Source organism: Salegentibacter salegens, assembly GCF_900142975.1.
GTDB classification, from domain to species: Bacteria; Bacteroidota; Bacteroidia; order Flavobacteriales; family Flavobacteriaceae; genus Salegentibacter; species Salegentibacter salegens.
Genome location: NZ_LT670848.1, coordinates 798,431 through 814,035 on the forward strand (window position 1 = coordinate 798,431; position 15,605 = coordinate 814,035).

Consider the following 15,605-nt stretch of genomic DNA (forward strand, 5'->3'; position numbering starts at 1 on the left):
TATTCTAATTTGTATTCAAAAGTGCGAACATTTAAGTCTCGATTATCGAGTAAACGCGGCATAAATTTTTTCAAAAATACCGGAATTTAAACCAGATTCCTAATTATAAACTAGCGGAAAGCAGGAGGGAGGCAGTAACCCAAAGTACCAGGGAAACGATACCGCCAATGATAAAAAAGTGCCTGAAGCGATAAATTCCCATTCCATAAATTATGGTATTGGTTTGGTAACCAACGGGAGTAAAAAAACTAAAATTAGAAGCAAATAGCACCGACAAAATAAAGGGTTTTGGGTCCATTTGCATACTCGCGGCGATACTTATAGCGATAGGCGTGATAATAATAGCCGTGGCATTATTGGAGATAAATCCGCTTAAAACCATCGTAACCAGGAACAAGATTCCAATAACAATAGTATCGGTTCTATTTTCAAACAACAGTAGTAACTGGTCTGATATCCATTGGTCGGCGCCGGTGTTATTCATCGCCACGCCAAGGGGAATCATACCTGCCAGGAGGAAAATAATTTGCCAGTTTACCTGGGAATAAATTTTACCGAGATCTATACACTTGGTGAAGATCATTAAAAAACAGCCTATAAGGGCGCTTTTTAGAATTGGAAAAATTGAAAATGCCGAAAGCCCGATCACTACTAATAAAATTGCCAGCGAAAGATATTTTTTGGTTTTGGTAGTAATTTCAATATTCTTGTGCTGTTGTAAAATAGTTACATTTTCAATCTTTTGAAGTTCGTCCAGGGCGCTTTCGCTAACTTCAACCAACAAACGGTCTCCAACCCTTAATTCAATTTCATCTTTTCCTCGATTAAAAATTCGTCTTCTCGGGTTTCTAAAATTTCTTCGTTTTCTAATCGCCAGCGGAACAGCGCCGTGAAGGTCATACCAACCCACTGTTTTTATACTTTTTCCTATAAGTGGGGAGTTGGGGAGCATCAAAATTTCTACCACCTGTACATTTTCTTCCAGTTCTTCAGAGTCAGTAATAGGATCGGCTAGTTTTCTATTGTCTTCGTCTTTTATAACTGTAAAACCGTCAGCATCTTTTAGTTTTATAAGGTTTTCAAGATTACAGCGTAATAAAAGCTGATCGTTTTCTTTAAGGCTGGTAAACTTCCCGGGACGGTCGTTAATAATCCCATTTCGCTTAAGCCTTAGTACTTCAATATCGTCATTATCATACAAAAAGGTCTCACTAATACTCTTACCAATTACTCCAGAATTTTTTGTGATAATTACTTTGGTGATATATTCGTCCAGGTTATAATCCTCGGTGATTTTCGTCTTTTTGGTTTTGGGAAGCAATTTTACCAGCGCACTCACAATTACTATGGTGATGATCAAAAAAATCACGCCATACCAGGTAAATTCAAAAAACCCGAAACGTTCTATTCCACGATCTATTGCTACCGCATTAACAATAAGGTTGGTAGAAGTACCCATAAGCGTGCAACTTCCGCCTATAATTCCAGCGAAAGAAATTGGTAAAAGCAATTTTGAATTTGGAATATCGTATTTAGCCGATAATTCTGTGATAATTTTAATAAAAACAATCACTACCGCCGTGGTATTGATAAATGCTGAAATACTCCCTGCTATAAACATAAAAACAGGTACCATAATAAATATTGGAAGAAAGCGTAAATTCTTAAGCCCGCTGGCAAGCCAATCTATAACCCCATTTGTTTCCAGGCCTATAGCAATAATCATTAGAGCCAGCACTGTAATGGTAGCAGGACTTGAAAAGCCAGAAATAGCTTCTTCGGGACTAACAATATTAGTTAATAATAGAGCTGCAAGGATAAAGAAAGCAATTTTATCTACAGGGAAGACTTCCAGGGCAAACAAAACTATCACCACAATTATAATAAAAAACAATATGGCTATCTCGATGCTCATTATTTAAATTTATGAAATAAAAATAAGTGAATATGCACTGCTTATTAGCTTCTTCTGAAATATTTATGAATTAATAAATCATTATAATTTTTTACCGAACCATATTAATTCCTATTTTGAACATTAAAACAAAATTATGAGCAGAGGATTTGTAAAAGAAGACGACCAGGAAGAAGCTCCAATAATACCGCCAAGAGCGGCTTTACCTGCAGGGGAAACTAATTATGTAACTCCAAATGGATTACAGGAATTAAAAGATGAAGAAGAAGAACTTATAGAAGAACGTGCCAATCTCGATAAAGAAAATGATACTGAACGTAGAAGAGCTCAAGCGGTTATAGACGGAAATCTTAAGCTGTTAAGAGAACGAATTAGTACTGCCAGGATTTTAGATCCTAAAGACCAGCCTGAAGATGAAGTGCGTTTTGGTGCTTTGGTAGAATTGAAACAAAACGGAAATACCCAGAAATTCCAAATTGTAGGGGTTGATGAAGCCGATGTGAAAAAGCAAAAAATCGCTTTTGTAGCACCTATTGCCAAAGCGGTTACGGGCAAGAAAGTTAGTGACAAAATTGATTTTAAATTAGGTGAAGAAACGCGAAAACTAGAAATTCTTAAAATAACTTATTAATGGCCGTATATATTGTGATGGGGGTTTCGGGTTCCGGTAAAACCACTATTGGAAAACTTCTCGCTAAAGACTTGAATTTATCTTTTTATGATGCCGATGATTTTCATCCTCCAGAAAATGTGGAGAAGATGAAAAACGGAATTCCGCTACAGGATGAAGACCGAAAAGGCTGGTTAGCGGTGTTAGCTGAAAATATTCAAAAATGGAATAAACAAGATGGTGCTGTTTTAGCTTGTTCGGCTTTAAAAGAGAAGTACCGAAAACAATTGACTTCCATTCCTGAAAAAGATTTAAAATGGATTTTCCTTTGGGCAGAATTCGATGTTATTTTAAAACGATTAAAAAACCGAAAATCGCATTATTTTAAGCCTGAAATGCTCACTTCTCAATTTGAAACCCTGGAAGAACCAAATTGCGGCATACGAATAAATGTAAATACTTCTGAAGAAAATATTTTAAAGGAAATTATGGCAAAATTAAACGCTCCTGAAGCAGAAGTTGGGCTTATAGGACTTGGAGTTATGGGAAAAAGTCTTGCGCTAAACCTGCTTTCAAAAAATATTGAAGTTTCGGTTTTTAATAGGCATATTACGGGAAAAGAGGAAGATGTGGCAAAAGATTTTGTTCAGCAAAATGCCGAAAAATATACCTTTCAGGGTTTTGATGATTTAAAGGAATTCGTTTCCTCCCTAAAACGTCCCAGGAAAATATTATTGATGGTAAATGCCGGCGCCGCGGTTGATGCCGTGATTGAAAGTTTACTTCCTCTTTTGGAAAAAGGCGATATCATTACCGATGGCGGAAATTCACATTATAAAGATACTTTTAAACGTGAACTGGCTTTAAGAGAAAATGGAATTGATTTTATTGGCTGCGGAATATCGGGTGGGGAAGAAGGCGCCTTAAAAGGCCCATCAATTATGCCGGGTGGCTCTGCAGAAGCTTATAAACAAATGGGGCCATTTTTGAAAACAATTGCGGCCAAAGATAAAAACGGAAATCCTTGCTGTACGCATATAGGAGAAGATGGTGCGGGTCATTTTGTAAAGATGGTTCACAACGGTATTGAATATGGTGAAATGCAGCTAATTGCTGAAATCTATCATTTTCTCAGGTTTTATACGAAATCGAGTCCGGAAGCGATTGCAGATCTTTTTGAATCCTGGAACAAAGAAATGAAAAGTTACTTACTGGAAATTTCCATAGATATTCTTCGAAAAAAAGAAAACAGCGGTTTTCTCATTGACAAAATTTTAGATGCAGCGAAACAGAAGGGAACTGGTGGTTGGTCTACTAATGCTGCCCTGGAGCTAGGAGTACCTTTAGATACCATTACCGCAGCGGTTTTGGCGAGGAATATTTCAGGAATGAAAAATTTTCGGGTAGAAGCTTCAAATTTATATAATATTACAAATAATCAGGATGGAAATATAGAAGAGATTAAAGATGAAATGTTCCTGGCTTATAAAACGGCCAGTATAATTAACCACGCGATAGGCTATGATCTTTTGCGGGTTGCTTCGGTAGAATATAACTGGAAGCTTAATTTATCTGAAATTTCCCGGGTTTGGACCAACGGCTGTATCATTAGATCTGGTTTAATGGAAGAATTGGTGGATATTTTTGAGAATTCCAATAATCACTTATTAATGAATAGTGATATTATTTCAGAAATAAAGGGAAGTCAGGCTGCATTAAGTAAAACAGTAGGAATCTCTTTGCAAGCGGGCTATGCAGTCCCGGTTTTATCTGCTGCGACCAATTACTTTTTAAATTTTACTTCGGCACAAAATGCCGCGAATATGATCCAGTCGCAACGAGATTATTTTGGAGCGCATACCTATGAACGTACCGATAAGCCTCGAGGGGATTTTTTTCATACCCAATGGAAAAACAATAATTAATGGATATACAGTTACTTTTTGCCGTTTTCGCAGGAATTGCGCTCTTGCTTTTCCTTATTTTAAAACTCAAAATCCAGGCTTTTTTAGCTTTATTAATAGTTTGTATCGCCGTAGGAATTCTCGCGGGAATGCCTGCGACTGAAATTCTGGACACGATGAAAGACGGGATGGGCAGCACCCTGGGTTTTGTAGCAACAGTAGTTGGTTTGGGAGCTTTATTCGGCGGAGTTTTAGAACAATCTGGTGGGGCGCAACGCCTGGCTTCTTTTCTATTGAAGAAAACTGGCGATAAAAAAGCTCCGTGGGCAATGATGGTTACCGGTTTTGCCGTAGCCATTCCTGTATTTTTTGATGTTGCTTTTATCATTTTAGTACCGGTAACTTATGCGTTGAGCAAACGTACGGGAAAATCACTGTTGCTTTATGCTTTGCCGCTACTGGCAGGTTTAGCGATAACACACGCGTTTATTCCGCCAACGCCGGGACCAATTGCAGTGGCCGATATTTTGGGTGCCGATTTAGGTTGGGTTATTGTTTTTGGATTTTTAGCCGGAATTCCTGCTGCAATAATCAGCGGGCCAATTTTCGCACGGTATATTTCCAAAAGAATTCAGATAGAACCTAAAACCTTTACTGAAGAAATTGAATATGATGAAGAAAAAGCGCCCTCACCGGGACTTATTATTTCTATAATTCTAATTCCTATTTTTCTAATTGTAGCAAATACCTTAGTGCAAAGCCCTTTATTTAATGGGGTTTCAATTCCGGAAGGGCTTTTATACACGATAGAATTAGTAGGCCATCCTTTTTCGGCTTTAATAATTGCAAATCTTGTCGCCTGGTATTTTTTGGGAGTGAGACGTGGAATGCAAAAAGAATTTTTACTGAAAGTTGCTACCAAATCTTTCCAGGCGGCAGGGATAATTATTTTACTAACCGGTGCAGGTGGAGCTTTTAAACAAATCCTTATTGAAACAGGAGCGGGGGAGATGATTGCCGATGCTTTAAATAATGCCTGGTTTAATCCTTTACTTTTCGGGTTTATTGTAGCGGCTTTGGTTAGAATTTTACAGGGATCTTCTACCGTTGCGATGATCACAGCGGCCGGGATTACCGCTCCAATTTTAACCGGAGGAGGCTATTCTATGGCTCAAACTTCGCTTATTGTAATTGCAATCGCTTCGGGAGCTTCAATTTTATCTCACGTTAACGATAGCGGGTTTTGGCTGGTAGGACAATATTTAGGATTAACCGAAAAAGAAACCTTTAAATCCTGGTCAATGATGACAACTATTATCGCAATTGTTGGTTTGCTGGTTTCTTTAATTTTGTGGTATTTAATTTAATTAATTTGCTTCAATAGTAAACTCTAAAGTATCTACAATATCCCCATATTCATCTACCTTAATTTCAAAATCTATTGCTTCACTGGAAGTGTAACCTAATTTCTGCATTTGTACAGGATCAATTTCAGCAGTGTAATTTCCGGGTTTTAATCCCAGGTAGGTGAAATAACCATCTCCTTCGGTTAAAATTTCTTTTACAAGATTTCCGTTTTCATCTAAAATGTTTACTGTAATCCTTCCCTGGCCGCTAAGACTATTTCCTTTTTTAACATAAACCATTCCGGCAACTTCCCCTAAAACTTCTACCGGTACTTCAATTTCCTGGAACTGGTTAGGAACGGTGTGAACTTTAATCTTTTCATTTTTAACTTTCCAGGCAATGTTATCCAGGCTGTTTGGATCTACTTCCAGGATAATATCTACATAAGGCTGAAGCTCGGTGATTCTCAAAACAGTTTCATCTTCATTATACGAAAGTCGGCCAGATGTATTTTTAATTTCCATTCTACTCACCGCAGGTTCCATTGGATCTCTTTTTCCGTTAGTATTATAATCCAGAAACGGGATAATACTTAATGCAGCTCTGGACATTGCAGTACGGTTATTTGCCATTACATAACCGGTATTATCGTCTAACATTAAACTACCCCGAGCCGATTGTACAAAAGAATTGTTCCTGTTACCCAGCCTGGAGGTCATTGAAGTTTGGGCAAAATTGAAAGCATATCTTAAGCCAATTTCAAAAATATGGGCGTTTCTAAGCATATTATTTTCGTAGGCAACATTTAGAAATCCGTTTTCAAAAACAGGGCGTTCTACTTCCAGGATAATATTATTGAACTGATTTCGGCTAAAATCGTATTGTACCTGTGGAGAAAACAAGAATTTATTCGGAAGCCTGTAATTTTGGGATAGGGAAGTATAAATAGTGGGCTCTTTCACACGATCGTTATAAATCCCGTAGGTGGTAAGGTTAGTGCTAATGCCCATAATTGCCCCGGAAAGTAATAATTGTGCCGTAGTAAACTCGGTGGTAGGCATAATAATCTGGTTCACGCTAAACCTACTAAACATCGAAAAATTTTCAGACCGAATTGGCGCCGAAAAACTAATCTTTCTTTCTTCCAAATAATTAAAATTAATCGCGGTTTGATTTTCGTCGTATTTAATATAATTAAGATCTACCTGGATGTTGCCTGGGGTACGGTAACTTAAAATTCCTTCTCCTTTAACGCCATGCATATATTCTCCCGTAAAAAGGAAATTTGAAGCAAAACGAATTGAGGAATTTACAAAGGGCATCACTTCGCCACTGGTCACGCCGGTAAGATACTCGGCTCCACCACCAATAGTAATAGAATTACTAAGTCCGTAATTAAAATTAGCCCTCGAAAAGCGGTTAAGGTCTTCATTTTCAACAATCCCGGCGCTAATGGTATATTCCAACTCATTTTTGGGAACAAAATTATAAGGAATATTGATCACCCTTTCCTGAACACGCTCTTCTCCATAAGGCCCGTAGAACCTGAGGCTTACGGCGGTATTTCCATACATTAACGGGACATCAAACGTGTAAAAACCTGAAGCATCTGCCTGGGTAAATTCTACTAAAATATTATTTACATAAAGTTCTACCGTCCATCGCGGTTCGGTATAATCGTTAAGCACGTAAGTTCCAAAAGACCTGCGATTTTGAAATGGACTATTACTAATTTGCACTCCACTTACCGGGGCGAATAGGGAAGAGGTGGCACGGGTAAAGATTCTACCTGCGGTTACCTGCTTAAAAATCTTGTTTTCATTATTCACGTAGCGCCATTGGTAAAACTGGTTCCTGGAATCGAAAGGAACTCGTGTAGAATAATTAAGCATTAAGTTGGTCTCGCCGCCAAGAAACATTGTTCCCAGGCCTAAAGATAATCGGTTATCATTTTCGAATTCACTTTGCTGTGTGGTAACCACTCCCCAGTCTAAAGCGCCACCTTTAAAAAGCGGATATCGTCTTTCCATCGTCGTATCGGCGTTTACAACACCTCTTACGCGATTCAGGTTCTCCCGTACTTTTCTTAGTCGCATTTCTTTGATTACCGGGAGATCTTTTTCGGTTTTCATAGTTACCGAAAGACTTCTAAAAGAAAAATTGGTATTTAAGCCGAAAATATCTCCGAATAAATTCGATTTTAAATAAAGGTTTAAAGGTGTCTGGATATATTCTTCATCGCTAAGTGAAAACTCTTCATTTTTATAAAGAATCTTATTTTCTGAAGGATTTATTTGATATGTAGAATCGGGGTTTATAATAAAACCTTCTACACCCTTAGAGGTTTCTTCATTTTTAATCTTTAAATAATCAAAAAGTTCTTTTACCGGGATATAAGCATCCTGACCCTTTATGGCGATAGGGATTTCTATAGTTCCAAGATCGGGAACATTCATTTCTACGCTTAATTCGTCGTATTCTGGGAGATCTTCCTGGGCAAAACCTGTAAATGCTAATAGAAACAGGCAAATTGCCGAAAAAAACTTTTTATAAAACTCCACAGAAAAAGCGCAGGTTAGGGTTTGCATTTCGCTTAACGTTCTTACTATTGATGGATAAAATTAAGGGTGAAATTACCAAAATAAGTGCCTGGAAGAGTACCCGAATTATCTGGAGGTATGGTTAAAGTACCTCCTATAAATACCTCGTTTGGCGTTTGGGCACTTGCTGCCTGAGTAACAAAAGTTCGTTGTCCTGTACTAAAACTATTAATTGTAAGTGTTATTTCAGCCCCGGTATCCTGATTTAGCAAAATATAATCTCCTAAAGTTTCTATTTGAATAATTGTTCCCGGATTGGCATATACATCAAATAAAGCAGCAGACACCGGTTCCCCAAAATTTAGTTCCACAATATCGCCATTTACAGTGCGTAGGTCGTCGTAACTTACAGTCACATTCCCACCAGCACTCCCGGCGGTAAACGAACCAAAATTAAGGTTTCTGGAAGTTCTTACTTCAACCTCTATTGGGATAGGCGGATCTTCCTGGGCCTTAATTTCAAATACAGAAAACATAAGCAATAACAACAAAAATGTGTTCTTGTATAAGCGTCTATTTTGCATAGTTCTCGTTTATTTTTTTATTAATACTTTTTTACCGTATTGGGCTTTACCTACCTGGAGATTAATAATATAAACCCCTTCACTGGTGATGCCTTCAAAAATAACCTGGTCTTTGCTGCCTGCTTCCTTTATTTGCAGGATTTGCCCTGTCATGGTACTGGCCCTTAAAATTCCTTCCTGGTTTTCTTCTAAATTCATTTTTACAACCACATTTCCATCTTCAACTTCAACATCAAAAGGTTCGTTAAATGCGATAGCAGGACTCGTCACTTTTTCTTCAGAAAACATTAATTCAAACCTGGAATTATGGGTTCCCGCTTGAATATTGAATGTATATTTAGGATTATTTCTTAGGTTTTGACCTTTACCTTTTTCGTGGTCTATTAAATAAATATTGAAATTTGAATTCAAATTTTCTACCGATGCAAGGTTGATCTTCATTTCCCCATTTTGATCGGCTTTAATACCAAGTGGAATTTTTTTATAGCTTCGTGATTCTGGGAAAGGAATTGCGTTAATGGCCAGTTCCTTTTTAGTTTCGGTTAGGTTATAAAAGCTAGGTACGGCGGGATCGGTATTCATCAATTTATGCGCATCCATTTCCTTTTCAAAATTTGGAGTGGCATAAGATGAAAAATAGATCACCATGGGATCCTGACGCTGAGATGTATTAAACCCGGCCTCCAATCTAATTAAAGGTTTCAGAACCTCCTGTGTTCTTAAAAACTCCTGGTCAAAATCGTTTATACGTACATTGTTGTCCATTCCAAAGCTACCAGTTACTAAATCCTGGGTGTCAGAATCACTTACCTTAATAAAAAAGCCCTGCATAGAAGGAATAATATTAGAAGATCTTCCATCACTTGTAGATACTTGATTTACATAAGCGGAATAGGTACCGGTATACTGACTATCATCTCCTGCGGTAAAAAAATAAATTCCATCGTCAATATTAGTTTTAGTCCAACCCGAGTTTGCATTCCAATCTATAGGAGAGGGGTATGGGTTACCTACTAAGTGAAAACCTTTGGTATATTCGCGATGATTATTTTCTAACTGACGAGCAGGAATTACTCCGTTGTTTACTTCACCTGTTAATTCTATAGTTTGGGAAGCGGTGGTGTTGCCAAAATTAAGGGCATAACCTTCAGCTGTATTTAAACTATTAGTAGTATTGGTATATACTTCCCAGCCGGTAGCATCGCGAACAATCTCATTTATATTAATATTGCGATCTTCATTATAGCGATAAAAGTTTGGAAATCCTGTTTCCGGATTTTCAAAATCCATATATGGAGCAAAATCACCTACTACTGAATTTTGAAATGGAGAACTAAAATATTTATAGCCAAAAGCTTTATCCAGATAACGTTGCATGCTCACCAGGCCAATAACTTCTCCATTTCCTGCGCCACTTATTAGCGCAGTTTGATTTTCATCAGAAATTAAGGTTAATTCATTTCCGGTATCGAAATTTCCATTTTCAATCTTTAGCGTACCGGTAACTTCAATTATTGCTTCTGAAATTACTCCTGAAGTATTATCAATTCTTAAATTCCGAATGCGATTATTCTGAAAAGCCGCATCAGGAATTATTTGAGCTGAAGCAGCCTGGAAAGAAATACTTCCGGCTTCGGTATTTAAAATCCCGTTGTTTAACAAATTACCGGCAATCTGTAACCAATTATCGCTAACTGTTACACTTGCTCCGTTTTCAATGCTTAGATTTTTAGTGAGGGCATTTGCTCCAGTATTAATTAATGGATAATTATTTGATGCTAAATTTTCAGGAATCAAAGCATCGGTTTCCAGGGTAGGTAAAGTGTTACAGCTCCAGTTATTGGCATTATTCCAGTTGGTATTTTCAGTGCCGGTCCAGGTATTTTCCTGTATCACATTAATCGTAAACGTATAAGTTTCATTATTAACACATCCATTCGCATCTTCCACACCAGTAATATTTATAGTTGTGTTTGCAGTAGGACTTAAGGCATAGGAAAGAGAGGGTGATGTAGATGATATTGAAAAAGCCGCACCGTCCATTGTTCCACGCACCGTCCACGGACCTGTTCCTGTAAGATTGCCTGTTAAATAGGCTGTTTCTCCTATACAAATGCTACTATCACCATTAATAGCGGTGATTGTAGGAAGTGGGTTTACTGATATTTCCACAACATTTGATGAAATCTCCGTGCAAGTGGTAGAACTTACTGTTCTTCTAAACCATGTAGACTGCGAAAGAATTCCCGGGTCATAATTCTGAGTATTATTTGTTCCTTCGGCAGGATTAAAACCGTTATCCGCACCTGTTGTACTACTTTCCCATAGATAAGAAAAATTTCCATCTCCTCCCGAGGGGACGGTACCGGTAATTATTCCGGGATTAGTGTCGGTACAAATTGACTGCAATGTGTTAGAACCATTTGCAAGACTAATGTTATTTTCAGAAAGAGGAGAAAGAACGGTTACCTCTATAACATTCGAAACCGCATCGCTACAATTATTACTTGCAGTTCTTCTAAACCAGGTAGTCTGGGATACCGATGCCGGAGCGTAGTCTTTAGAATTATTTGTTCCCTGTGCAGGTGTAAAACCACCTGTAGATCCCTGAGTGCTGGATTCCCATAAATATTCAACCGCACTGCCGGTAGCTTCTGAACCTGATAATATTTCAGGGGTACCGGCCCCACATAGGCTCTGATCTCCAGTTACTGTATTATTTGTAACATCTGAAGGAACACTTACTGTTACTGAGCTAACCTCATTATTGGTACATCCGTTTGAATCGGTGACACTCGTTATGCTATAAGTAGTAGTTTCAGTTGGATAATCAGTTACTGAAAAAGGACTTTGCTGCACCTGAAAAGAAGTGGGACCTGATCCATAGCTTCCAGTTACTGTCCAGGGTCCTGCTCCTGTGAGAGTTGCAGATAGTACAGCGGCCTCCCCCTGGCAAACCGTTGTTGGCCCACTCAAAGTTCCAGTAGGTAAAGGATTAACAGGAATTTCAATAGTATTGGAACTATAAGGTTCACAATTGTCTGTAAGAATATTTCTTCTAAACCAGGTTGTTTGTTCTAATGGGCCAGGATTATAATCTTGAAGTTCATTTCTCCCTGGAGCTTCAGAAAAACCTGATTCAGGTCCTGTGTTACTTATTTGCCAGGAATAAATAAAATCTCCACCCATACTTTCCGGAGTGCTCCCTGAAATAGTACCGGGATCATCACCGCTACATAAGGTACCCATAGGTTCTGCGTAAGTTGCCTGTACATACAGTCTTTTTCCGACCCCGCTACAGGGATCTCCAAAAACCGTATTGGTAGCCGGAATTGTTGCAGAATTATTGCCTAGAAGGTATCCTTCTACCACTGTTTGGCTATTTGTGGCATGGCAGGTACCCAGAGTGAAGTTTTCACAGGTACCGTCGGGCGTTCCATAACTTGCAAAATCTACCGAAGTAAAAACAGTACCTTCAGGAGCCGATATGTTTAAATTACCATTTTCATTTACCGTAGCACACACAGTTCCTGTTTCTCTAAAAATAATTTCATTATTCGAAATCTGGGAATTTACTTCCAGGGTGGCCGGATTGGATTCGTGGGTAACTTCATAAGGACTTACTCCTGTATTATTACTGCTTGAAAAATTAACATTTCTAAATATATAATAGGTGCCGGGTGTATTAAAAGGAGCCGAGGAAATGTTAGGAGTGAATGATGCAGAAGTAGCACCGCTTATATTTGTGCGGGTTCCATCCATACTTGTACTATAGGTCCACTGGTAGCCAGTACCAACTGGGTTTATTCCTGAGGGGAGTGTGCCAAAGGAATCTCCTGTAATAGATGCTGTATTATCTCCTGTGCAATAGTTTTGAGTAATATTTCCTTCTAATTCATTTTCCATGATTTGAAGCAGGTTATTAAAGCTAACCCTATTGCCTCCATAGCTTTCATAAAATTCATATTCGAGATCACTGTTTCCGTTCAAGCTGAATAAAACCCGGGGACGTATGCTATGGGCTTGATCGACCCAGTTATTAAACACTAAGTTACCATCAACCTGTAATCGTGTACCGTCATCAGACCCCATGTCTACGACATATATACCATTTCTGGTGGAATTCATTTTGTACCGAACAGAAAAGGTTTCTGTTTGAACAGATCCACCTGCTACCATCTCAAAACATACTGCGTCCCCTCCAAAATTACGATCAAAGGTTTCAGGCTCATTATAATGACCAATATAGGTATCGAAATTAGTACCCTCATAAACATGCCCTATCCAGGTATCGTTTCCATAGTTATTTTGATAATCTATGTCAATAGGCTCACGGAAACCACAAGTCCCGCCCACAGTTAAAACAGCTTCATCTGATAATGAACTACATCCGGAATTATTAGTTACTCTCAATCTGAATTTATAATTTGACTGCCACTGCTGCACATTATTTAGTGTCAATTGTGTAGTTCCTGTTCCGCTGTAAGTTCCGTCATCATAAATATCATACCAGCCGCCACCATTATTAGCCTGCCAGCGATAACTCAAACCCATACCTGTTGCAGAAGATTGAAATGAAACATTAGAACCTGAATTAACCGCCTGATTAGAAGGTTGACTAGTAATCACCGGAACATCATTAACTGTAAGCGTAGAAGAAGCAGCATAAAGAGCACAACCATTTCTGCTTACTTTGACCCGATAGAAATTAGTATTCATTGCAGAGGTTGCATTTATAATATCAAGTCTGGCCTGGTTTACATTTTGGTGATTGTCATCATTAACTAAGGTGCTCCAGGTATTACCTCCATCCTCACTAAGCTCCCATTGGAAATTGGTTTCTGAAGATTGGGTTTCAAAATAGGTATTTTGTCCACTGCATACATTGGCATTAGGAGCCTGGTTTACATATCCGGGGGAATCGATATATTGAAGTAGTGCCGAATCGGAATAGGCCGTCATACCTGATCCATCGGTAATTTTTAGCCTGAATCTTTTATCATGTAACCATGAAGCTCCATTTACGGTGAGAACAGGTGAATTTGTACCTGTAAAATCAGTGCCGTCAATATCATAGAAATTAGTACTTGTTCCTCCATCATTGCGCTGCCATTTGTAGGTTAAATTTTGCCCATCAACATCTACAGAAAAAGTAGAAGGCGAACCGGCGCAAACAGTTTGGTCAGTTGGCTGTTGTGTTATGGTAAATCCGCTACCAACTGTAAGAGTTGCTGCATTGGATTTATTCCTGGCCAGATAAGTACTGGAGAGCCTGTTGTTGGTGCTGGAGAGGGTAGCAATACGATATATATAATAGGTGCCGGCAGTAGTAAAAGGACCTGAAGTGGTGGAAGGTGTGTAGGTTGCTCCTGTTGCTCCGGTAATATTAGTTAGTGCTCCACCTTGCGTGGTAATGTAAGCCCATTGATAACCTGTTCCTGTTCTAGAAATTCCTGTAGGGAGCGTGGATGCATATGTTTCATAAGTATCCCCGCTTATTGACTGGCCTGTATTCCCTATTGGAATACTTTGGCCAGTATTTTGAGTTAAAGTATTTTCAATAATTGGTGTGGTACCACCGCTAATACCTATCCGGTTCCCACCACCATTTTCATAATAATCCAGTACCAGCTTACTATTCCCAGTAAGATTAACCAAAATATTCGCATCTACTGCATAACCGCGATCACCCCAGTAATTGTAAACCAGGTTATTGTCTATACTTAATCTACTTCCGTCATCAGATCCTATGGAGACAGTATACAATCCCTTTTGTGTACTATTCATCCTGTAACGTACCGAGAAGGTTTCAGTATAAATAGAAATGGGACTTGAGTTAGCCCGAATAGAAAAACAATTGGTATTTCCGCCAAAAGCCTGATCAAATAGGACGGGTTCAGTATAGTTTCCTACGTAATTTGTAAAATTGCCATTATAGGCTACGCCCTGGTTTGTACCATTATACACATGCCCAATCCAGGAGTCGTTCCCGGCAGTTGTCTGGCTGCTATTTGCAACACTTCCACCTACTGTGGTACTCATCGGATTACTGGAACATCCATTCACAGTGGCAACCACGGTATAAACACCAGCCATTGCAGTCGTAGCATTTGTACGTGCAGGATTTTGTGCAGTAGAAGTGTAACCGTTGGGTCCCGTCCATTGGTAGGTAGCTCCTGTAATTGAAGAAGCACTTAGTTGCAAAGTTCCTCCAACGCAAATAGGGCCATTATTAGACACAGTTGGATTGGAGGGAGTGGCATTTATTCTGAAAAGAGCAGAATCATATGGAGAAACAGTATTTGGTGAAGAGGAACCTACCCAAATTACATAATTAGAATTTGTAGCATAATTGGATGGAATTGGAACAGTTTCATTAATAATGGCACTTGCATATTGATTATAGGAAGGTGCTGTTGAAGAAGTGAAAGAATATATCACAGTATTTATACTGGAATACTCACCATTTATTCTAGTAGATAGGTAAACGTCATAATTTGTACCGGTGGTAAAAGCTTCATTGGTATATACACCGTTGGTAACTTCAAATGAAATATTGACATTAGATCCTGCGCATACTGGGGTTCCCGTTACTGTGGCGTCTCCTATTGTCTGTCCAAACCCATCAAAATTAAAAAATAAAAAAACTACCAGAAACAAGCCTGGTTTAAAGCAAGAAAAAAGTCCCGGGTAGTTTTTTTTCAT

Annotated in this window: 7 protein-coding genes; 3 read left to right on the top strand and 4 right to left on the bottom strand. The window is 38.6% G+C overall.

Going from position 1 to position 15,605, the window contains the following annotated elements:
- Positions 1 to 103: 103 nt before the first annotated feature.
- Positions 104 to 1,915, bottom strand: coding sequence for an SLC13 family permease (locus B5488_RS03535; protein ID WP_079734006.1), 1,812 nt, complete (start codon positions 1,913 to 1,915; stop codon positions 104 to 106).
- Positions 1,916 to 2,051: 136 nt separating this feature from the next.
- On the opposite strand from B5488_RS03535, the gene B5488_RS03540 reads away from it, so the two are divergent.
- From B5488_RS03540 to B5488_RS03550, 3 genes are read left to right on the top strand one after another with little or no spacing between them, the layout of a single operon-like run.
- The gene (locus B5488_RS03540) at positions 2,052 to 2,546 is read left to right on the top strand and encodes a GreA/GreB family elongation factor (RefSeq protein ID WP_079734007.1); all 495 of its coding nucleotides are present in this window, start codon (positions 2,052 to 2,054) and stop codon (positions 2,544 to 2,546) included.
- The gene (gene gndA, locus B5488_RS03545; RefSeq protein WP_079734008.1) at positions 2,546 to 4,450 is read left to right on the top strand and encodes an NADP-dependent phosphogluconate dehydrogenase; all 1,905 of its coding nucleotides are present in this window, start codon (positions 2,546 to 2,548) and stop codon (positions 4,448 to 4,450) included. The genes B5488_RS03540 and gndA overlap by 1 nt, the downstream gene beginning before the upstream one ends.
- A complete protein-coding gene (locus B5488_RS03550; protein WP_079734009.1) occupies positions 4,450 to 5,796 on the top strand; it encodes a GntP family permease in 1,347 nt (448 codons plus the stop codon). Before gndA ends, B5488_RS03550 begins: the two co-directional genes overlap by 1 nt.
- On the opposite strand, the gene B5488_RS03555 is transcribed toward B5488_RS03550, so the two are convergent.
- Genes B5488_RS03555 through B5488_RS03565 form a run of 3 tightly spaced genes read right to left on the bottom strand, consistent with a single transcriptional unit; the run spans position 5,797 to position 15,605 of the window.
- Positions 5,797 to 8,364, bottom strand: coding sequence for a carboxypeptidase-like regulatory domain-containing protein (locus B5488_RS03555; protein WP_079734010.1), 2,568 nt, complete (start codon positions 8,362 to 8,364; stop codon positions 5,797 to 5,799).
- Positions 8,365 to 8,381: 17 nt separating this feature from the next.
- Complete coding sequence (locus B5488_RS03560) at positions 8,382 to 8,900, bottom strand: DUF4402 domain-containing protein (RefSeq protein WP_079734011.1); 519 nt, start codon at positions 8,898 to 8,900, stop codon at positions 8,382 to 8,384.
- Between the two features lie 9 nt (positions 8,901 to 8,909).
- A complete protein-coding gene (locus B5488_RS03565; RefSeq protein WP_079734012.1) occupies positions 8,910 to 15,605 on the bottom strand; it encodes a hypothetical protein in 6,696 nt (2,231 codons plus the stop codon).